The organism is Mobilicoccus massiliensis (assembly GCF_000826525.2).
GTDB lineage: Bacteria > Actinomycetota > Actinomycetes > Actinomycetales > Dermatophilaceae > Mobilicoccus > Mobilicoccus massiliensis.
Map to the genome: position 1 here is coordinate 53252 of NZ_LN651323.1, position 20745 is coordinate 73996.

Below are 20745 nucleotides of genomic sequence, written 5' to 3' on the forward strand. Positions count from 1 at the left end.
ACCTCGACGTGTTCGACGCTACCTTCAGCGACCCCGACCTGACCACCTTCACCGGCCTGGATGACCTGGGCCTACAAGCAGTCGGTCAGTGCTTGTTTCCGCACAAGGCAGTGCTGGCCTGCCGCGTCGTCGCCGATGACCGCTGGTGCCGACGGTGCGGTTGCGAAGGGCGCGTGCGCGACTGCGCGGTGCGGGAACTGGCCCATGCTCCGCTGGGATGGCGCCCGACGATTCTGCAGGTCCGGCTGCGTCGCTACCGCTGCACTGGCTGCGGGCACGTGTGGCGCCAAGACATCAACGCCGCGGCAGCGCCACGGTGCAAGCTCACCAAGACAGCTCTGGCCTGGGCGCTCGAAGGACTCGTGGTGGCACACCTGTCGATGAGTCGCATAGCGCAAGCGCTCGGGGTGGCGTGGGACACCGCCAACACCGCCGTCCTGGACGAAGGACGCAGGCGCCTGATCAGCGATAACACCCGTTTCGATGGCGTCAAGGTGCTCGGCGTGGACGAACACGTCTGGCGTCACACTCGCCGCGGGGACAAGTACGTGACCGTCATCATCGACCTCACCGGTGTGCGGGATGGGACCGGTTCTGCGCGGCTGTTGGACATGATTGAAGGGCGTTCCAAGGCCGCCTTCAAGACGTGGCTCGCCAGCCGCGACGAGGCGTGGCGGGAACAGGTCGAGGTCGTCGCGATGGATGGGTTCACCGGGTTCAAGACGGCCGTGGTCGAGGAGATCCCGCACGTCACGGCCGTGATGGATCCCTTCCACGTGATCCACCTGGCCGCCGACGCCTTGGACGAATGCCGACAACGCGCTCAGCAGGACATCTTCGGCCGACGGGGCCGCGCCGGTGACCCGCTGTACAGGGCCCGACGCACTCTGCACACCGGCGCCGACCTGCTCACCGACCGCCAGAAGGTCCGGCTGGCTGACTTGTTCGCCGATGAGCGTCATGTCGCGGTCGAGGTCACCTGGAGCGTCTACCAGCGCATGATCGCCGCCTACCGCGACCCCGACCGCACTGCCGGGAAGGCCACCATGAGCGCGCTGATCGCCTCCGTGGCCCGTGGTGTTCCGGCCGGTCTTGCCGAGGTCGCTCGACTGGGCCGGACACTGAACAAGCGCGCCGCGGACGTGCTGGCCTACTTCGACCGTCCCGGCACGTCCAACGGCCCAACCGAGGCCATCAACGGACGACTCGAGCACCTACGCGGCATCGCGTTGGGCTTTCGCAACCTCACCCACTACATCGCCCGCAGCCTCCTCGAGACCGGCGGCTTCAAGCAGCAACTACACCGTTGATTGGGAAGAGCCCCGTTTCGTCGAGTCCTTGGCGATCGTGACAGTGAGATTGCCTCCTCCCTCGAGGCTTCCTGCTCCGACCCGTCGTAGTGCATTCGACGAATGCCGGTAGTCGCGTCCGACCTGTGACGGCTCGGCTACCGCCTGCGAGTTTCCCGCCTCCGGATTCCGTGGCACCCCGTCCCCAGCGCGTGCCGGCCCGGAGGTCAGTGGGTGCGGTGTCGCTCGTCGAGCTCGGCCAGCGTCCTCGCGAGGTCGTCGACCGCGACCCTGCGGTCGAGCGCGTCGAGCACGAGGTCGGCCTGCGTCGACGGCGACATCCCGTCGATGGGCTGGTCGCGGTCGAGGTTGGTGGGAAAGGCGTAGCCCTCGGCGCTCGCGGCGACCACATTGACCAGCTTGTCCCGTGGCGTGCCGGACTCGGCACGGTCGAGCAGGGCCGGGTACACCGCCTCGACGACACGTCGACGGTCCACCGATTCCATCGCGCGCCCGAACGCCGAGCTCACCTGCAACAGGTTGGCCGTGCGGCGCACGTCGCTCGAGACGTTCGTGCCGGCGGCGTGCATGAGCGCCGGGTTGAAGAACACGGCGTCGCCCTTGGCCAGCGGCAACTGCACGTGGTTGGCCTGGAAGTACTCCTGGAACTCCGGCAGCCAGTAGGCGAGGTAGCCGAGCTCGTACTTCTGCGAATGCGGGAGGTAGAGCGTCGGTCCGGACTCCAGCGGCATGTCGACGTGCGCGACGGCGCCCTGGAGGGTGAGCTGTCCGGAGAACAGATGCACGTGGCGGGGGAAGCGCTCGCTGACGTCGGGGCTCTGGAACCCGAGGTGGTAGTCACGGTGCACGGTCTGGCCCGCACCGCCGGGGTTGACGATGTTGACCTGCGAGGTCACCTGGTAGCCGGGGCCCAGCCACGCGCCGGCGGCGAGGGCGAGGGCGTCGAAGGCGTAGTAGTCGGCGAAGGCCTCGGGGTCGGTGACCGCGAGTTTCTCGAGGGCGTTCCACATCCGGTCGTTCGCGCCGGGCCGGGCGAAGTGGTCACCCGCCGCGGTGCCGGAGGCCTTCTCCTCGGCGATGATCCGTTCGAAGGCGGCGCTGACGGGGTCGATGACCGCCGGGTCGACGGCGCCGGTGAAGACGACGATCCCGGCGCCGTCGGCGAGCACCGAGGCGATCTCGGCGGCGTACTCGGCACGGGCCCTCTCGTCCGCCTCGCTGCCGCTCGCCGCCGGGATCGCGGCGGCGTCGTAGACCGGCACGCCCTGCTCGACGCGATCGGCGTGCGGCACGTCGGCGGGGTCGGTCGTGGCCCGGAGCATCTCGACGAGGTCGTCGAGGCGGCAGTCCCGCCTCGAGAGGCGATGCGGGTGGCGGGTCGTGAGGGTCATGTCGGCTCCTTTCGAGAGCGGAGGTCGAAGGTGCGGGCAGTGATGCCGTGGTCAGTCGTGGGCGCCGGGGACGCTCTGGTCCCAGTCGATGACGCTGCCGGTGACGACACCGCTGCGGTCGGAGAGGAGGAACACGACGAACTCGGCGATCTCGTCGACCTGGCCGAGCTTGCCCATCGGCACCGAGGCGTCCGCCTTCTCGACCCAGTCGTCGCCGGCGCCGTGGGCATCGCGTTGGACGGCGGCCTCGCCGTCGGTCTCGGTCCACCCGATGTCCAGGCCGTTGATGCGAATCCGGTCCCAGCGGTGGGCGAACGCGGCGTTGCGCGTGAGACCCGCGAGGCCGGCCTTGGACGCGACGTACGGTGCGAGATAGGGCTGTCCGCCGTGCTCGGCGATGCTGATGATGTTGACGATCGTGCCGGGCTCGCCACGGTCCCGCATGTCCTCCACCGCGGCCTGCATCGTGAAGAACGGGCCGCGCAGGTTGGTCGCCACGTGCGCGTCGAAGAGCTCGGGCGTCGTGTCGAGCAGTGTGCCGCGGGTCGTGAGGCCGGCGGCGTTGACGAGGCAGTCGATCCGGCCGAACTCGGCGATCGTGTCGGTGACCAGGCGCCGGGCCTCCTCGGCGTCGGAGACGTCCCCTTGCACGAACACGCCGGGTCCGGTGAGCTGCGCGACGACGGCCTTGCCCTTGTCGCGCGTCCGGCCCGCGACCGCGACATGCGCGCCCGCCGCCGATGCGGCGCGAGCCACGCCGGCTCCGACGCCGGAAGTCGCACCGACGACGAGGACGACCTTGTTCTCCAGCAGGTTCGGCAACACGGGCACGGCAGCTCCTTCGTGGTGGGGTCCTTCAAGAATCCCGGCGCCGCTGCGCGGTCACCAGGGGGTGAATCCCTCAAAATCACCTCATGACATCCGCCGACCTCTCCCGGAGCCGGTGATGCCGCACCGTCACCGCGTGCGCGACATCGCCGTGCAGGCGCAGCTCTCCGAGGCGACGGTCGACCGAGTGCTGCACGACCGGCGGGGGGTCAGTGCGCCGGCGCGGCGAGCCGTCGAACGGGCGATCGCCGAACTCGACCGGCAGGCCGAGCAGGTGCGTCTCACCGGCCGTCATCTCGTGCTGGACCTCGTCATGCAGGCGCCCGTGAGATTCACCGCGCTCGTCCACGACGCTCTGGAGGCGGAGGCCGGCAACGCTCGGCCTGCGGTGATCCGGTTGCGCTCCCACCTGGAGGAGACCGTCGACCCGGCGCGCGCGGCCGCGGTGCTCGATCGGTTGCGGCACCGGGGGAGCGACGGTGTGCTCGTCAAGGCACCCGACCATCCCGAGGTGCGGGCCGCGGTCGACGCGCTCGTCGAGGCCGGGATCCCGGTCGTCACGCTCGCGACCGATCTGCGAGGCACCCGGCGTCACGTGGCCGTCGGGCTCGACCACGACTCGGCGGGTCGGACGGCCGCGTACCTGCTGTCGACGATCGTGTCCGACACCGATGGGGTCGTCCTCGTGCCGGTGAGCCGCGCGATGTTCACCGGCGAGGAGACCCGGGCCACGGCTTTCGTCGAGGCGATCTCGACCCAGCGGCCGCGCTGGCAGGCCGTGACGATCGACGGCTCGGACGGCCTCGACGCGACGATCGTCGACCTCGTGCGGGCAGCCGTCGCCGACGTCGATGCACCCGTGCTCGCGGTGTATTCGCCCGGCGGCGCGAACCGCGGAGTGCTAACGGCGCTCGACGAGGCGGGGATCTCATTGCGGGCGTTCGTCGCTCACGACCTCGACAGCGACAACCTCGACCTGCTCCGCGCCGGTCGTCTCACCGCCGTGCTGCACCACGACGTGCGCGTCGACGCCCGTCGCGCGATCAAGGCGGTACTGCAGCTGCAGGGACTGCTCCCTGGAGCGCCGGCCTCACTCGCCACCCCGGTCGGCGTCGTCACCCCGCACAACATCCCCTCCCGACTGTGACGAACGAGGCGGGAGCGTGGCGTCGTGTTCCGGCAGGTCAGCGCAGGGCGAGGACGACACCGGAGGCCAGGGCGACGAGCAGGATCGTCCACTCGAAGACGTCGCGGCGGATGCGTCCGATGAGCCAGCGGCCGAGCGCCGCCCCCAGGAGCACGAGCGGCACGAGTGAGAGCAATAGGCCGAACCGCTCGAGCCGCACGAGGCCGATGCCGATGCTGAAGGGCAGCTTCATGAGGTTGACCACGGCGAAGAACCACGCGAACGTCCCCACGAAACCGCGCACGGGCAGGTCGGCGCGCACGAGGTAGAGGCTCATCACCGGTCCGCCGGAGTTCGCCACCATCGTCGTGAACCCGGCCAGGCTCCCAAACGTGTGACCGGCGGTGCGCGAGTGCGCATCGGTCAACGGGGGAACGGCGGCAGGAGCCTGCGAGTCGCCGGCAGAGCGAGCGCGACGCCGTCGGGCCCGGACCCGCGCGAGTCGCTGCCCGATCTCCATGAGCGACATGACGACGACGATGCCGCCGATGAGCGGAGCGATCCACCCGCTCGGCGCCCACTGCAGGAACGCCGCGCCGGCGAGCACCCCGACGAGCACCGGCGCGATGAGCCGGCTGAGCAGGGGCAGGTCGGCGTCGCGACGGTAGGTCCACACGGCGATCGCGTCACCGAGCAGGAGCAGGAGCAGCAGGGCGCCCGTCGACTCCCGGGTCGGGAGAACGGTGGCGAACGCGATGACCGAGATCGTCACCGCCCCGCCGATCGCGGTCTTGCCGAACCCGACGAGCAACGCGCCGAACGCCAGCACCAACCACCCGGTCAGGTCGACACCCAGGTCCATCGGGTCTCCTCCCGCGTCGTCCTCTCGCCACCTGCCGCGCGAGACCTTTCCTCAGGCAGCGGCATCGTCACAGGCGGGTGCGCGCCGCGCCACACGGCGACGGCGGCCGCTGCGGGCCGCCGTCGACGTTCTACGAGCCGGAGGAAGAGTCAGAGGTACTGGCGCTGATCCGCCTTCTCGGCGGTGTACTCCTCGAACGCGGTCCGGGTGCTCTCGAGGTCGGAGACCTGGCTCACGGGCACGTCCCACCAGGCGGTCGCGGGCGGGTTGGGGCCGGTGAGGTCGGTCTCGATGTAGAGCACGGTCAGGCGATCGCTCGCGGCGGCCTTCTCGTAGTTCTCGCGGAAGGCGGCGATGCCGTCGCAGGTCAGCACGTCCGCCCCCCAGCTCGCGGCGTTCGCGGCGAGGTCGAAGGGCACGTTCTCGCCGTCGAGACGCCCGGTGTCGCGGCTGCGCATGCGGTACTTCGTGCCGAAGCGCTGGGAACCGCGGGATTCCGACAGCGCGCCGATCGAGGCGTAACCGTGGTTCTGCAGGAGAACGATGATGACCTTGAGGCCCTCGGCGACCATCGTCGCGATCTCCATCGGCATCATCTGGTAGGTGCCGTCGCCGACGATGGCGACGACCTGCCGATCGGCATGGCCGTGATCCTCGAGCGCCATCTTGGTGCCCATCGCGGCGGGGATCTCGTATCCCATGCAGGAGTAGGCGTACTCGACGTGGTACTGCTCGGGAGTGCTCGCGCGCCACAGGGCCTGCAGGTCGCCGGGCATCGAGCCGGCGGCGTTGATGACGACGTCCTTCTCGCCCATGAGTTCGTTGAGGGCGCCGAAGACCTCGGTCTGGGCGGGCAGTGGGGTGTGGTCGCGGTGGTAGCACTCGTCGGTGGCGCGGCGCCACTGCGCGGCGAGCTCTCGCGTGCGCTCCCGGTAGGCGTCCTCGACGCTCCACCCCGACAGCTTCTCGGTGAGGGCGATCAGGGCGTCACGGGCGTCGGCGACGAGCATCGTCGCGCTGTGCTTGGCCGCGTCGAACGCCGCGACGTTGATGTTGGCGAAGCGCACGTCGGGGTTCGCGAAGATCGTGTGGCTCGCGGTGGTGAAGTCGGAGTACCGGGTGCCGATGCCGATGACGAGGTCGGCCTCCCGCGCGAGAGCGTTGGCCGAGGAGGCACCGGTCGAGCCGACGCCACCCACGGCGCACTCGTGATCCCAGTTGATGGCGCCCTTGCCGGCGTGGGTGTCGGCCACGGGGATGCCGGTCGCGCTCGCGAAAGCGCGGAGCTGCTCGCTCGCCTCGGAGTAGACGACGCCGCCACCGGCGACGACGAGCGGGCGCTTCGCGGCGCAGATCTGCTCGATGACCCGGTCGAGCATGACCCGTTCGGGCGCCGGGCGGGCGACGTGCCACACGCGCTTGCGGAAGAACTCCACCGGCCAGTCGTGGGCCTCGGCCTGGATGTCCTGCGGCAGGCAGATCGTGACGGCGCCCGTCTCGGCCGGGTCGGTGAGCACGCGCATCGCGGCGAGCAGGCTCGGGACGAGCTGCTCGGGCCGGTTGATGCGGTCCCAGAACCGCGAGACCGGACGCAACGTGTCGTTGACCGAGACGTCGAGGCTCGTCGGATCCTCGAGCTGCTGCAGCACGGGGTCGGGCGCACGGGTGGCGAAGATGTCGGAGGGGAAGAGCAGGACGGGCAGCCGGTTGGTCGTCGCGAGCGCGGCGCCGGTGACCATGTTCGTCGCGCCGGGACCGATCGAGGTGGTCACGGCCATCGTCTGCAGCCGGTTCGTCGTGCGCGCGTAGGCCGCCGCCGCGTGTACCGCGCCCTGCTCGTTGCGCACGAGGTAGTACGGCAGCTCGGAGGCCAGCCCGCCCGCGGCATCCCCGGATTCGGTGGCGGCGAGTTCGGCCTGGAGCAGCGCCTGCCCGAGGCCGGCCACGTTGCCGTGGCCGAAGATGCCGTAACAACCGGGCACGAGGCGCTGCTCGACGCCGTCGCGCTCGCTGTACTGCTGGGCGAGGAACTTCACCACGGCCTGGCCGACCGTCAGGCGGACCGTGTTGCTGGACGCCATCGTCTCTCCTTGAGGATGCTGCGGGCGGGGGCGCCGGCCTCCGCTCGCGGTGGTGTTGCGGATCAGGGGGCCGGGATGAGGATGTCACGCACGATGCCGTCGAGATCCTCGTCAGCACCGAGGAACTGGCGCAGCGTCTTGCGGGTGGCGCCGAAGGTGATGAACTCCTCGGGCGTCATGCCGTCGACGTCGAACGCCTTGACGAACTCCGGCATCGTCTTGAGGGTCTCGAGGACGTGGGCGTCGACGGGGACGTCGATCCGCGGCTGGGGGTCGATGTCGCTGGCCTGGAAGCGCTGCTGCCACGCGAACGGCGGGGAGAGCACGACCTTGCCGCCGACGAACTCCGTCCACTGCAGGGCGTTGCGGTAGGCCGCCGAGAGCAGGCGGGCACGCAGGCCGCGCTCGCCGAAGATGCGGTAGGCCTCCTTGAACACGGCGACGCCGGCCCACTCGAGGTAACCGGGGTCGAAGCACAGCTTGTCGCGGTCGTAGACGTGCTTGAGCCAGTCGTCGAGGCGACCGCACATGATCGTGACGACCGGGCCCATGTCCTCTGTCGGCAGGCCCTCGGCCTCACGCCTCTTCAGACCACGCTCGATGGCCTCACCTGCGGCGACGGCCTGGGGAACGGTGAACGAGACGGTGACGTTGACGCTCACGCCGCGATACGTGGCGTCCTCGATGGCCTCGATGCCGGTCTGCGTGGCCGGGATCTTGACGATGATGTTCGGCGCGAGCGAGGAGAAGTGCTCGGCCTGGTCGGCGAGGGCCTTGGCGTCGCGGTGCAGGCGGGGGTCGGTCTGCATCGACAGGCGGCCGTTGACGCCCTTGTACTTCTCGAACGACGGCATGAGGAGCTTGGCCGCGTCGATCGAGACCTCCTCGACGACCTTCCACCCGATCTCGGACTCACCGGCGGTCGGCATCTCCTTCGCGAGCTCGGCAATACGGGCCGACCAGCGCGGCAGGTCGGACTTGATCGCGGCGAGCGCGATGACGGGGTTGCACGTCGCTCCCACCGCGCCGTAGGAGATGGACTCGGTGAGCTCGGAGATCGTCGCGGAGTCGTTCCAGAGGACGGTCGGGCCGTTCTCGACCATCGTGTTGAGCGGGCGGCTGTTCGTCATCGGTTCCTCCACGTCGAGGGCGGTCGTGGGCGTCGTGCCCCGTCGCCTCTCATCCCACCAGCGAACAACGGCTCTGTCAATCTATTGTCCTGACATTTTTCACTGATGGCCCGGATCTTCGATGGTCAGGGGGCCCGGGTACGTCTGCTCGGCTCTCAGACCCGGGAATCGGTGCGGTCGAGCACCGCGGCCGTGATCGCGATGACGGCGGCGGCGAGGACGAGCGAGGTCACCACCGTCGTCGCCGAACTCCCGAGGCTCAGATCGGTCACGGTGAAGCTCGTCATCTGCATCCGGCTGCCGATCTGCGTGGTCTGCGTGAGCAGGGCCTGCGGCAGGAGGAACGCGGCCGGCACCTTGAGGAGCAACGCCATCGTCCCGACCCCGGTGAGCACGAGGGCGAGTGCCACCGGCACCGCGAACGACCTGATGAACGTGGAGAGCGCCGACTGAAGTGCGGCGACGGGAATCTGGGCCACCGCGATGAGCAGGCTGGTGACCACGTAGGTGCCGGGCAGCATCCCCGGCAGCCCGAAGGCCACCTTGCCGAGCACGACCACGGTGAGCAGGAGCACGAGCTGCATGACGGCGGCCAGGATCGAGACGGCGGCGGTCTTGCCGGCCACGATCGTCCACGTCGGCCGGGTGCCGCTCATCAACGCGTTCCAGTTGCCGCCGCGGTGCTCCACCCGCCAGACGAGGGAGGCGAGGATGGCGATGCCGGCGGACACGACCGCCATGCCGTAGAAGCCGATGGAGCGGATCCACAAGGTGTGCCACCCGTCGGAGAACCCGTCCGAGACGGCGGTGCTCACCGAACCGGCGACGACCATCGTGACGGGCAGCACCACGACGACGGCCCAACTCAGCGAGCGCTTGAGCTTGACGAATTCGAGCAGGATCGCGGACATGTCAGGCCTCCTGACGGTCGAAGCGGTCGGTGACGAACCAGAACAGTGCGGTGCCGGCGAGAGCGAGGACGACGACACTCGCACCGGGCGGGTCGAAGTACACGAGTTGCTCGCCGACGAAGTCGGCCTGCGTGGTCAGGGGGTAGTGACCCCAGGGAAGAAGATGCGCGAGCCACGCCGGGAACAGCTGCCCGAACACGGCCAGGAAGATGCCGATGACTCCGACCCCGATGCACACGAGTTGGTTCTCGACCTTGGCCGACAGCAGGACGTGGAACGCGAGCACCGCGAGGTTGACGACGACGAGAGCGGCGACGTACGCCATCCACCGCGCACCGGGGACCGGCGCGGTGACTCCCATGACCGTCCCGAACGCCACGACGAGCAGCCCCGACATCACGGTCACCGCCACGACCGGCAGGGCCAGGGAGACGAACTTGGCACGGCAGACCCGGCCGGGGGTGTGCCCGGAGGTGCTCGACGCCAACCAGCCGTTGCCGAGATGTTCGACCTCCACCTGCCGACTGGCGATCACCGCCAGGAGGACGGGAGCGGCGAGGGACATGGCCATGCCGAACCCGGCGAACAGCATCTTCCAGCCGTGCCCATCGGGGGAGGCCGCGTGGTCAAGCAGTCCCGAGAGCAACGCGTAGAACATGGTCAGGCCCGAGGTGCCCACCATGAGCAGCGCCATCACGGGCACCACGTGCAGGCGGCGCATCTTGGCGTACTCGTTGCGGACGAGGGCGTTCACAGCCGACCTCCTGCCGTGATGTCCATGAAGACGTCCTCCAGCGACTGCTCGTCGCGTCGGACGTCGTAGATCGCGCAGTTCGCGCCGACGAGGGTCCGAACGATGTCGGCGGTGTCGTCCTCGTCCATGCCGCTGATCCGGAGGATGTCGTCGTCGAGGTGCGCCGGCACGCGACCGGAGAGCGCGTGCAGGGCCGCCTCCTGGTCGGCGGTCCGGATGAGCACGTCGGGCGTGGAGGCCGAGAACAACTCGGCCCGGGTGCCCTGGAACACCATGCGCCCCGCACTGAGAATGCCGAGGCGGTCGGCCGTCCTGTCGATCTCACCGAGCAGGTGGCTCGAGACCATGACGGTGACTCCACGGTCGGCGAGGGTCCGCACGAGGCCCCGGATCTCCTCGATGCCGGCCGGGTCGAGGCCGTTCGTCGGCTCGTCGAGGATGAGCAGTCGAGGCTCCCGAGCCAGGGCCATCGCGATCCCGAGACGCTGCTTCATGCCGAGGGAGTAGTCGCGGACGCGCTTGTTCATCTGCTCGCCCATCCGCACGATGTCCACCGCGCTCTGGACCTGGCCGTCCTCGAGACCCAAGGAGCGCTGCACGATCCGCATGTTCTCCCCGCCGGTCAGATGCCCGTATCCCGGCGGGGCCTCGATGAGCGAGCCGATCTGGGTGAGCAACTCGCGCCGGGTTCGACGGGTCATCGGGCGTCCCAGCACCTCGACCTCGCCCGAACTCGGCTGCACGAGGGAGAGGAGCATCTTCATCGTCGTCGACTTGCCCGATCCGTTCGGGCCGAGGAATCCGTACACGCACCCGGCCGGGATGAGGAGCTCGAGATCGTCGACGACACAGTGCGATCCATACGTCTTGCCGAGTCGATGAGTGGTGACGATGTCCATGTCTCGACGATGCGTGTCGGCGGTGCCGTGCGTCGCCCTGCTCGAGGACGATTCGGCGCCTCCTCCCGGGGGAGGAGGATGCCCCGGCGCGCAACTGCCACGACCCCACCACCCGCACCCCGCGTACCCCGGGCCACCCGAGATGGCAGATGGGGTGGAAGCAGACCTGGGGTGATCACCCCCGAATCGCCGCCATCCCGCCTTCCACGACGCCTGCCATCACGGGTCGGTCAATCGGGGACGGTGTCCTCGTCTCCGCCTCTCACGGCACCGCAGTCCCACACCCGGCAGCACGGCTCGACGACACTCGCGCAACAAAGACCGGTCACTGTGCCGACTCGAACTCCGACCTGCGAGATCTCCCCTGGTCAGGGGCCTGACGCCGAATCGAGCCGAGACAGTGACCGGTCTTTGTTGCGCGAGTTTCCCGACACCCCGTCCGCCGCTGCAGGCAGATCGCGTCTCCGAACGCCTCGATCCTCAGCGCCGGCCGAAGACGATGACGTCGTCGAGGTAGCGCCAGACGACGTCGGCCTCGGTCCAGCCCGCGGCGCGCATGGACTCGAGGTGGAACGAGAGCGGAGCAAGGGCGTTCGGACTCACCCCGGCCCACACCTGCGCCCGTCGTTCGGCGTGGGCGGCCATGCCCTCGAGCGGTCGAGAGGTTCGGGAGCGGAGCACGCGCACACGTATATGAGAGTGGTTATCGTTTAACTGACGGGTAGGGGACAGTGGCCGACCCTCGGAGCCTCCCCTGACACGGCGCCCGTCCCCACATCTCCGCCATGTTGCCTCGACATGGAAGACGGGATGGCAGCGGAAGTGGGGTGATCACCCCGGATCGCTGCCATCCCAACTTCCACGACGTTTGCCATCGCGGATCGGTCACTTCGCGAGGACGTTCTCGATCCGCAGGCGACCGGACAGCGGCCTGAGCTCGGCGTCGCAGCTCGCCGACACTCGCGCAACAAAGACCGGTCATCACGCGGCCTTGGATCACCTGCCCGCGAATCTCCGCTGGTCACAGACGTCCAGCAGGATCAGGTCGGCAGACTGACCGGTCTTTGTTGCGCGAACTCCGCGATGCCGTATCGGTGTCCGCGTCAGTCGCCCGGGTGGAGGCCGAAGTCCACGGGGTGGCCGGCAGGGCTGACGTAGGTGGAGAACAGCTCGTTCCCCTCGGGGTTGTCGGCAAACGGTGGCTGGCTCAAGCCGGTCTTCGACGAGGGCGTCGGCGCGGCCGTCGACTCCTGGTTCGACCGGTGCGGAGCGCTTCTGCTGGGGCACCGGACCTACGACAAGGCCGGCCTCCAGGGGCTCTTCCCAGAGGATCGGGGCCTGCTCCCACTCGAGGTGGAAGATGGGATGGCAGGAGGAGTGGGGTGATCACCCCCGAATCGCTGCCATCCCATCTTCCACGACGAACCCCGTGCGCGTCGGTCTCGGTCGTCGAGGTCCGGTGGATGGCCGAACACGCACACCCCCGGAGCCGCCAACCCGTTCGAGTCCGCACTGCGGGCGTGCGTGCTGGACGTTCCGGGACTGACCGTGAGACCTCAGGTGGAGATCCGCGGCGTAGCGGCATTTCGACTACATGAACGGCACCCTGCTTGAAAGAACCGCAGGTCACGAGGCTGTCACACCGCCAGGGGCCGCCCGTATCGTCGAAATGCAGCTACGCCTGACGACGCCCCGCAGAACGACGCGGTGTCGTCAGCCGCCCATCGCGCGCACGCCGTGGAGGATGCCCTGTGTCAGCACCGGATCGGCGAGCATGTGCGGCAGGGCGTGCCCGACGAGCACGGGCGTGAGGCTGCGCCGGCCCCACACGTACAGCGCCGAGAGCAGCGCGAACATGATGAAGGACGAGATCGCGTACGTGATCGTGTAGTGGCCGCCGACGAACCCGTGGTAGCTGCCCATGGCCACGCCACCGAACACGATCTGCAGCCAGACGGGCACCCGCGCCCGATGCAGGTTGTGCAGCATGAAAGCCCGCGCTACCTCCTCGCCGAACGCGAGCACCGGGCCGGCGAGGATCATGGGCCAGCGCTGCCACGGCATCGCCAGCGGATCTCCGCCTCGCGCGAACGTGAGAGCCGCCCACAGCACGCCGAAGACGACGCCGACCACGAGGGCAGACGTCGTCGTGGGGCGACGCCATCCCAGGTCGGCGAGGGTTCCGCCAGTGCGTCGGTGCCAGACGAGGGTGATGGCCGTGACGACGAGGAAGCCGGCCACGAACACGATGTCCAGCAGGAACGCGGCCTGCACGTCGACGCCGGCGTTGTCGTGCACGTAGCTCGCGCCGAAACCGAAGCATCCCAGACCCAGCACCAGCCACAGCACGGCGGTCATGCCGAGAGCTCGACCCCACGCCGTCCCCGCCCCGAGGGCGAGCGTGGAGGTGTCCGATGTCGTGGTCGTCCGCATGATGCCCCCGTGCTCGTGTGGGTCCCGGCCCGACACCGGGAGCCTCCGGTGACCATAGGGACGGACCTGTCACTCGCTCAGGACAACAGCGTGAACTGAGCGCGGCGGGCAGGTGTCTGCCGGGTGGCGGGGTGATCGATCGAGGCGAAGGGCGAGGGGTCGCGGTCAGCGATGCTGGTCGAGTGCGTCCGTGACGGCCCGGGTCCTGGCGTCGAGCTCGTCGGGCACGAACGGGCCCAGGTCCACGTGGGCGCACAGCTGCCCGTCGGCGAGGACGAGGAGCCGCTGAGCCCGCGCCGCCACGCGGGGGTCGTGGGTGACGAGGACGACCGCCACGCCCTCGGCGTTGACCTGCAGCAACAGGTCGAGCACCGCGTCCGAGGCCCCGCTGTCGAGCGCACCCGCCCGGCCGGGCACGACGCCTGTCGTGGAGTCGAACGCCTCACGCTCGGTGTTTCACGGCGCCAAGACAGCTCTGACATCGCCATCACGCACCGATCGCGCACCGAGGACGAAGCAGGTCGCCGCCACGATCGGCGCTGTCGCCCGACCCAGCCCACCTCGGCAGACCACGATCGGCGTCGCACACCAGTGCCGCCGCGGCCACGAACAGCAGGAGAGTCGGACCCTGCTCACGCAGACGAGCTGCGAGAACGCGGGTCGTGGAGAACTCTCTCCAGACGCGAGCAGAGGCCACTCTCTTTGAAGAGAGGGGCCTCTGACCAGGTGAAATGTGGAGCCTAGGGGACTCGAACCCCTAACCCCCTGCTTGCAAAGCAGGTGCGCTACCAATTGCGCCAAGGCCCCGTGAACGACCGGTCTGGCCGTTCGATGTCGAGATCAGTGTGATCCGACGAGGTCGCTGCGTTCCGCCGGAGCGGGACGGTGCGTCGAGTCGAGGTGGTCGTGCGGTGCCGGGTCGGTGATCTCGGCCCACAACGCCTGTTCGGCCTGACGCGCCTGCCACCGCTGACCGATGACCGCCGCACCTGCGGCTGCGACGACGAGCGCCACGATCCGCTTCATGCCACATACCCCTTCGACGCGATCGAGCCGCCGATCAGGCGGCTCCCCACGATGATACCGGCAACCCCGCCCGCCCCCGAATCGCCGCGCGCCGCGCCTGACCTGGCCGCCGGCGCACACCACACAACGCAAGAAGCCGACCCTCGTGGAGGATCGGCTTCTCGAGCGGGTGGGCCTAACAGGACTTGAACCTGTGGCCTCTTCCTTATCAGGGAAGCGCTCTAACCGTCTGAGCTATAGGCCCGCTGGGTACGTGCCCACCGATCGTGTCGATCGGCCGGGCGCCCACCCACGTTAGCGCACGAGCGGAGCAACACCAAAACGACGTGAACCCGCTCCCAACACCCGGGAGAGCAGGCCTCTCAACCGGCCTCAGACGTCGGTGAACGTCGAGGACAGGCCCCCGACCAGCGCCGCACAGATGTTGTAGATGACCGCCGAGAGCGTCGCGATCGCGGTGACGAGGATGACGTCGGCCACCCCGAGCACGATCGCGAGCGAGAGCACCCGACCGAAGCTGAGGATCTCGAGCACGTTGATCTCGGTGGTCTGGTTGGTCGACTGCGCGAGCTCGTTGAGCGTGTCGTTGATCGTGGAGAACACGCCCATGCCCTGCAGCATCATCCACAGCGCCGCGACGACGACCACGCCGGCGATCGCGACGGCCACCGACAACAGGAACGAGATCTTCATGACCGAGAACGGGTCCAGCCGCGACAGCGTCAACCGCACCTTGCGGGGCTCGTCACCCCGCGAACTCGGAGCCGGGCGCTGCGCCGGACGCTGCTGGGCCTGAGGCTGGGTCTGCGTCGCCGTCGCCGATCGAGCCGCCGGGCCGCCCGGCTCCTGACCCGAGGGGCGGGAGGTGCGAGGCGAAGCTCCGGACTGCGACCCCGCGACGGGTCGACCTCCTGAGGTACTCACTCCGAACCCTCCTCGTCAGATTCGGCCGAGCCACCGTGACCCCGCCCAGACGACCGTACTTCATCACCGGATTCATCGAGGTCGTCGCGGCCGTCATCCGTCTCGGCCACGTCGACAGGTTCGACCGCGTCGACATCGTCGATCTCGTCGGTGGCATCGACCACGTCGGCCACCTCGACCGCACCCTCGCCGTCAGGGCCCGCGCCCTCGACGATCTCGGCCTCGACCTCGTCCTCGACGGCCTGCTCGCGGCTGCGGGCGACCTTGACGATCTGATCCCCACGGTCGGGCTTGGCGAACTGTACGCCCATCGTGTTGCGGCCGGTGCGACGCACCTCGTCGACGCGGGAGCGCACGATCTTGCCCTTCTCCATGACGACCATGACCTCGTCGGTCTCGTCGACCGCGAGCGCACCGACGAGGTCGCCGCCGCGTTCGCTGATCGCCGCCACCCTCACCCCGAGGCCGGCGCGGCCCTTGACGGGGTAGTCCGAGGCCGGGGTGCGCTTGGCGAGCCCGTTCTCGAAGACGACGAAGATGTCGGGGTCCTCGCCGTCGCGGATGAGGCACATCGCGAGCAGGTCGTCGCCGTCACGAAACTTCATGCCGGTGACGCCGCTGGTCGCCCGGCCCATCGGGCGCAGGATGTCGTCGCTGGCGTGGAACCGCGCCGACTGCCCCTTGCGCGAGACGAGCAGCAGGTCGTCCTCGGCCGAGCAGATCCGCGCTCCGACGAGCTCGTCGCCGTCGCGCAGGTTGACGGCGATGAGGCCGCCGCTGCGGGGGGAGTCGAACTCCGCCAACCGCGTCTTCTTGACCAGGCCGTTCCTCGTCGCGAGGACGAGGTAGGGGGCGGCGTCGTAGTCCTCGATGGCGAGGACGCCCGCGATGTGCTCATCGGGCTGGAACGCCATGAGGTTGGCGACGTGCTGGCCGCGGCTGTCGCGCCCGCCCTCGGGCAGCTCGTACGTCTTCGCGCGATAGACCCGGCCGAGGTTGGTGAAGAACAACAGCCAGTGGTGGGTGGTGGTGACGAAGAACTGCTCGACGATGTCGTCGCCGCGCAGGGTCGCTCCGCGCACACCCTTGCCGCCGCGCCGCTGCGAGCGGTACTCCTCGACGCGGGTGCGCTTGGCGTAGCCGCCGCGCGTGATCGTCACGACGACCGACTCGCGCGGGATGAGGTCCTCCATCGAGACCTCGCCGTCGTACGGCACGACCTCGGTGCGCCGGTCGTCGCCGTAGCGGGCGACGATCTCGGCGAGCTCCTCCTTGACGATGCCGCGCTGCCGCTCCGGCCTGGCGAGGATGTCCTGGTAGTCGACGATGAGCGCCTCGAGCGCGTCGTGCTCGTCGATGATCTTCTGCCGCTCGAGGGCCGCGAGGCGACGGAGCTGCATGTCGAGGATCGCGGTGGCCTGGATCTCGTCGACGTCGAGCAGCTCCATGAGGCCCGTGCGGGCGACATCGGCCGAGGGCGAGCGCCGGATGAGCGCGATGACCTCGTCGAGCGCGTCGAGGGCCTTGAGGTAGCCGCGCAGGATGTGGATGTCCTTCTCGGCCTTGGCCAGGCGGAACTCCGTGCGCCGGAAGATGACCTCGATCTGGTGCTCGACCCAGTGACGCACGAACGCGCTGATCGGCAGCGTGCGCGGCACGTCGTCGACGAGCGCGATCATGTTGGCGCCGAAGCTCGTCTGCAGCGCGGTGTGCTTGTAGAGGTTGTTGAGCACGACCTTGGCCACCGCGTCGCGCTTGAGCACGATGACGAGGCGCTGGCCGGTGCGTCCGGAGGTCTCGTCGTTGATGTCGGCGATGCCCGCGAGCCGGCCCTCCTTGGCGAGCTCGGCGATCTTCTTGGCCAGGGTGTCGGGGTTGACCTGGTAGGGCAGCTCGGTGACGACGAGGCACGTGCGGCCCCGGATCTCCTCGACGTTGACCCGCGCGCGCATGACGATCGAGCCGCGCCCGGTGCGGTAGGCCTCCTCGATGCCCTTGCGACCCATGATGAGGCCGGCGGTGGGAAAGTCGGGGCCCTTGATGAGCTGCAGGCACGCCTCGAGACGCTCCTCGCGGGTGGCGTCGGGGTGGTCGAGCATCCACGTGGCCGCCTCGGCGACCTCGCGCAGGTTGTGCGGCGGGATCTGGGTGGCCATACCGACGGCGATGCCGGCGCTGCCGTTGACCAGCAGGTTCGGGAACCGCGCCGGCAGGACGACGGGCTCCTGGTTCTTGCCGTCGTAGTTGTCCTTGAAGTCGACGGTGCCCTCGCGGATGTCGCGCACCATCTCCATCGCGAGGGGCATCATGCGGCACTCGGTGTACCGGCTGGCCGCCGCGCCGTCGTCGCCGGCGTTGCCGAAGTTGCCCTGGCCGTCGATGAGCGGGTAGCGCATCGCCCACGGCTGCACGAGTCGCACGAGGGCGTCGTAGATCGCGGAGTCACCGTGCGGGTGGTACTGCGCCATGACATCGCCGACGACGCGGGCGCACTTGTTGTACCCGCGGTCGGGGCGGAACCCGCCGTCGTACATCGCGTAGACGATGCGGCGATGCACCGGCTTGAGGCCGTCGCGGACATCGGGCAACGCGCGGCTCACGATGACGCTCATCGCGTACTCGATGTAGCTGCGCTGCATCTCCGCGTTGAGGTCGACCGGCTCGACCCGGTCGGTCATCGGCGTCATGTCGGTCACGAGCAGAGTCCTTCGTCAGAGATCGAAGCGAGGGGCAGGTGGGCGATCACGCAGCGAGGGGGGCGGATGGCGTTGCCCCGCCGCAGGAGGCGCCGCGGCGCTCGCCTTCGTCGGCAGGGCGTCATGCGTCCAGGAACCTCACGTCGCGGGCGTTGCGCTGGATGAACGAGCGGCGCGACTCGACGTCCTCGCCCATGAGGACCGAGAAGATCTCGTCGGCCGCCGCGGCGTCGTCGAGGGTGACCTGCAGCAACACGCGGTGGTCGGGATCCATCGTCGTCTCCCACAGCTCGTTGGCGTTCATCTCGCCCAGACCCTTGTAGCGCTGGATGCCGCTCTCCTTGGGCAGACGCCATCCCTTGGCCAGGCCGGCGGCGACCCGCTCGTCGCGCTCACGGTCGGAGAACACGAACTCGTGCTCGTGGTTGCTCCACTTGATGCGGTACAGCGGCGGCTGCGCGAGGTAGACGTAGCCCGCCTCGATGAGCGGCCGCATGAACCGGAACAGCAGCGTGAGCAACAGGGTGCGGATGTGCATGCCGTCGACGTCGGCGTCGGCCATGAGGATGATCTTGTGGTACCTCGCCTTGGTGAGGTCGAAGTCCTCACCGACGCCGGTGCCGAAGCCGCTGATCAGCGCCTGCACCTCGAGGTTGGCGAGCACCTTGTCGATGCGGGCCTTCTCGACGTTGAGGATCTTGCCGCGGATGGGCAGGATCGCCTGGTTGAACGGGTTGCGACCGTCCTTCGCCGAGCCGCCCGCCGAGTCGCCCTCGACGATGTAGATCTCGGAGACGCTCGGATCCTTGCTCTGGCAGTCGCGCAGCTTGCCCGGCAGGCCACCGGACTCCATGAGCCCCTTGCGGCGCGTGGCCTCGCGGGCCTTGCGGGCGGCCATGCGTGCGGCGGCGGCGTTGACCGCCTTGCGCACGATGTCCCGGCCCTCGTTCGGGTGCGCGTCGAGCCAGTCGCCGAGCTCCTCGGTGACCGCACCCTGCACGAACCCCTTGACCTCGGAGTTGCCGAGCTTGGTCTTGGTCTGCCCCTCGAACTGCGGCTCGCCGAGCTTGACCGAGATCACCGCGGTGAGACCCTCGCGGATGTCGTCGCCGGTGAGGTTCTCGTCCTTCTCCTTGAGCAGGTTCTGCTTGCGCGCGAACTCGTTGATCAACCGGGTCAGCGCCGCGCGGAAGCCCTCCTCGTGGGTGCCGCCCTCGTGGGTGTTGATCGTGTTGGCGTAGGTGTGCACCGATTCGGAGTACGCCGTGGTCCACTGCATCGCGATCTCGAGCGAGAGCGCCCGCCGGGGGTCCTCGAGTTCGAAGTCGATGACCTCCTCGTGCACCTTCTCGCTGCGCTTGCTCGCGTTGAGGTGGGTGACGTAGTCGACGAGCCCGCCGTCGTAGCGGTAGACCACGCGACGTCCCGTGGCCCGGCCGGTCTCGTCGGTCGCGACCTCGCCGGAACGGGCGTCGTCGGCCGCGGCCTCCTCCTCGGACTTGGGCTGCGGGTCACCGCTCTCGTCCTCACCGGAGGCGACGGCCTTGGCGACGTCGGCGTCCTCGGACTCCTCGAGCTCGTCCTCGGCCGTGGCGACCGCCTGCTCGCGCTCGTCGGTGAGGCTGATGGTCAGGCCCTTGTTGAGGAATGCCATCTGCTGGAACCGCGAGCGCAGCGTGTCGAAGTCGAAGTCGAGGGTGTCGAAGATGTCGCCGTTCGGCCAGAACGTGATCGTCGTTCCGGTCTCGCTCGTCTCCTCCATCATCTCCAGCGGAGCGAGCGGCACACCGTTGTCGAACGCCATGCGGAAGACGTGGCCCTTCTGGCGCACCTCGACCTCCATGCGCTGCGACAGGGCGTTGACCACGGAGGAACCGACGCCGTGCAGACCACCGGAGACCTTGTAACCGCCGCCGCCGAACTTGCCGCCGGCGTGCAACTGCGTGAGCACGAGCTCGACCGCCGAGACGCCCTCGGTGGCGTGGATGTCGGTGGGGATGCCGCGGCCGTTGTCGCGCACCCGCACGCCGCCGTCGGCGAGCAGGGTGACGTCGACACGGTCGGCGTATCCGGCCAGCGCCTCGTCGACGGAGTTGTCGACGATCTCCCACACGAGGTGGTGCAGACCGCGCTCACCGGTCGAGCCGATGTACATGCCGGGCCGCTTGCGCACGGCCTCCAGGCCCTCGAGGACGGTGATCGCGGTGGCGTCGTAGATCGGGCCCGCGGCCTGGCCGTCACCCGAACTCGACGGGTCCGAGGCCTCCTGCGAGCCGTTGGGCACGTCGGGATCCTCGTCGAAGGGGGGTGTCGACACGCTTCTCCTCGTCGCCGGTGGCCGGGCCGCACCACGGCTGTCCATCGGTGGCGAACC

The 20745-nt window shown here is 69.1% G+C and carries 17 protein-coding genes and 2 tRNA genes; 2 read left to right on the forward strand and 17 right to left on the reverse strand.

Annotated elements, in window-relative coordinates; genetic code table 11:
* The first annotated feature begins 8 nt into the window (after positions 1 to 8).
* On the forward strand, positions 9 to 1310 hold the full coding sequence (locus BN1197_RS00755) for an ISL3 family transposase (RefSeq protein WP_040155307.1): 1302 nt from the start codon (positions 9 to 11) through the stop codon (positions 1308 to 1310).
* Between the two features lie 206 nt (positions 1311 to 1516).
* Here BN1197_RS00755 and BN1197_RS00760 read toward each other — a convergent pair whose 3' ends face one another.
* Positions 1517 to 2701 carry a phytanoyl-CoA dioxygenase family protein gene (locus BN1197_RS00760; RefSeq protein ID WP_040155309.1) on the reverse strand — a complete coding sequence of 395 codons (1185 nt, stop codon included), beginning with the start codon at positions 2699 to 2701 and terminating at the stop codon, positions 1517 to 1519.
* A gap of 51 nt (positions 2702 to 2752) precedes the next feature.
* A complete protein-coding gene (locus tag BN1197_RS00765) occupies positions 2753 to 3523 on the reverse strand; it encodes an SDR family oxidoreductase (RefSeq protein ID WP_052465814.1) in 771 nt (256 codons plus the stop codon).
* A gap of 142 nt (positions 3524 to 3665) precedes the next feature.
* Between BN1197_RS00765 and BN1197_RS00770 the strand changes: the two genes are divergently transcribed.
* Positions 3666 to 4676 carry a LacI family DNA-binding transcriptional regulator gene (locus BN1197_RS00770; protein ID WP_245851770.1) on the forward strand — a complete coding sequence of 337 codons (1011 nt, stop codon included), beginning with the start codon at positions 3666 to 3668 and terminating at the stop codon, positions 4674 to 4676.
* Between the two features lie 37 nt (positions 4677 to 4713).
* Here BN1197_RS00770 and BN1197_RS00775 read toward each other — a convergent pair whose 3' ends face one another.
* The 15 genes from BN1197_RS00775 to gyrB all read right to left on the reverse strand — a co-directional run bounded on the left by BN1197_RS00775 (position 4714) and on the right by gyrB (position 20733).
* Complete coding sequence (locus BN1197_RS00775; protein WP_040155312.1) at positions 4714 to 5517, reverse strand: sulfite exporter TauE/SafE family protein; 804 nt, start codon at positions 5515 to 5517, stop codon at positions 4714 to 4716.
* A gap of 149 nt (positions 5518 to 5666) precedes the next feature.
* On the reverse strand, positions 5667 to 7598 hold the full coding sequence (gene iolD, locus BN1197_RS00780; RefSeq protein WP_040155313.1) for a 3D-(3,5/4)-trihydroxycyclohexane-1,2-dione acylhydrolase (decyclizing): 1932 nt from the start codon (positions 7596 to 7598) through the stop codon (positions 5667 to 5669).
* Between the two features lie 62 nt (positions 7599 to 7660).
* The gene (locus tag BN1197_RS00785; protein WP_040155366.1) at positions 7661 to 8728 is read right to left on the reverse strand and encodes a transaldolase family protein; all 1068 of its coding nucleotides are present in this window, start codon (positions 8726 to 8728) and stop codon (positions 7661 to 7663) included.
* A gap of 155 nt (positions 8729 to 8883) precedes the next feature.
* Positions 8884 to 9639 (reverse strand): ABC transporter permease, encoded by a 756-nt coding sequence (locus BN1197_RS00790; RefSeq protein ID WP_040155314.1) that lies wholly within the window; start codon positions 9637 to 9639, stop codon positions 8884 to 8886.
* Position 9640: 1 nt separating this feature from the next.
* Positions 9641 to 10393 (reverse strand): ABC transporter permease, encoded by a 753-nt coding sequence (locus BN1197_RS00795; protein WP_040155316.1) that lies wholly within the window; start codon positions 10391 to 10393, stop codon positions 9641 to 9643.
* Positions 10390 to 11292, reverse strand: a complete 903-nt coding sequence (locus BN1197_RS00800) for an ABC transporter ATP-binding protein (protein WP_040155318.1) — start codon at positions 11290 to 11292, stop codon at positions 10390 to 10392. Before BN1197_RS00800 ends, BN1197_RS00795 begins: the two co-directional genes overlap by 4 nt.
* Before the next feature lie 480 nt (positions 11293 to 11772).
* The gene (locus BN1197_RS00805; RefSeq protein ID WP_141397156.1) at positions 11773 to 11973 is read right to left on the reverse strand and encodes a hypothetical protein; all 201 of its coding nucleotides are present in this window, start codon (positions 11971 to 11973) and stop codon (positions 11773 to 11775) included.
* A gap of 1032 nt (positions 11974 to 13005) precedes the next feature.
* Positions 13006 to 13650: a CPBP family glutamic-type intramembrane protease gene (locus BN1197_RS00815; protein WP_217991124.1), complete on the reverse strand. Its 645-nt coding sequence runs from the start codon at positions 13648 to 13650 to the stop codon at positions 13006 to 13008.
* Positions 13651 to 13890: 240 nt separating this feature from the next.
* A complete protein-coding gene (locus tag BN1197_RS00820) occupies positions 13891 to 14142 on the reverse strand; it encodes a P-loop NTPase family protein (protein WP_040155322.1) in 252 nt (83 codons plus the stop codon).
* Positions 14143 to 14459: 317 nt separating this feature from the next.
* Positions 14460 to 14532: transfer RNA gene (locus BN1197_RS00825), tRNA-Ala, on the reverse strand.
* Positions 14533 to 14565: 33 nt separating this feature from the next.
* Positions 14566 to 14751, reverse strand: coding sequence for a DLW-39 family protein (locus tag BN1197_RS00830; protein ID WP_040155323.1), 186 nt, complete (start codon positions 14749 to 14751; stop codon positions 14566 to 14568).
* Positions 14752 to 14921: 170 nt separating this feature from the next.
* Positions 14922 to 14995 (reverse strand) — tRNA-Ile (locus tag BN1197_RS00835).
* 128 nt (positions 14996 to 15123) lie between these two features.
* A complete protein-coding gene (locus tag BN1197_RS00840; RefSeq protein ID WP_082043496.1) occupies positions 15124 to 15675 on the reverse strand; it encodes a DUF3566 domain-containing protein in 552 nt (183 codons plus the stop codon).
* Positions 15672 to 18362: a DNA gyrase subunit A gene (gene gyrA, locus BN1197_RS00845; RefSeq protein WP_082043503.1), complete on the reverse strand. Its 2691-nt coding sequence runs from the start codon at positions 18360 to 18362 to the stop codon at positions 15672 to 15674. Before gyrA ends, BN1197_RS00840 begins: the two co-directional genes overlap by 4 nt.
* Before the next feature lie 130 nt (positions 18363 to 18492).
* Entirely contained in the window at positions 18493 to 20733 is a 2241-nt protein-coding gene (gyrB, locus tag BN1197_RS00850) for a DNA topoisomerase (ATP-hydrolyzing) subunit B (protein ID WP_082043497.1), read from the reverse strand.
* Between the last annotated feature and the right edge of the window lie 12 nt (positions 20734 to 20745).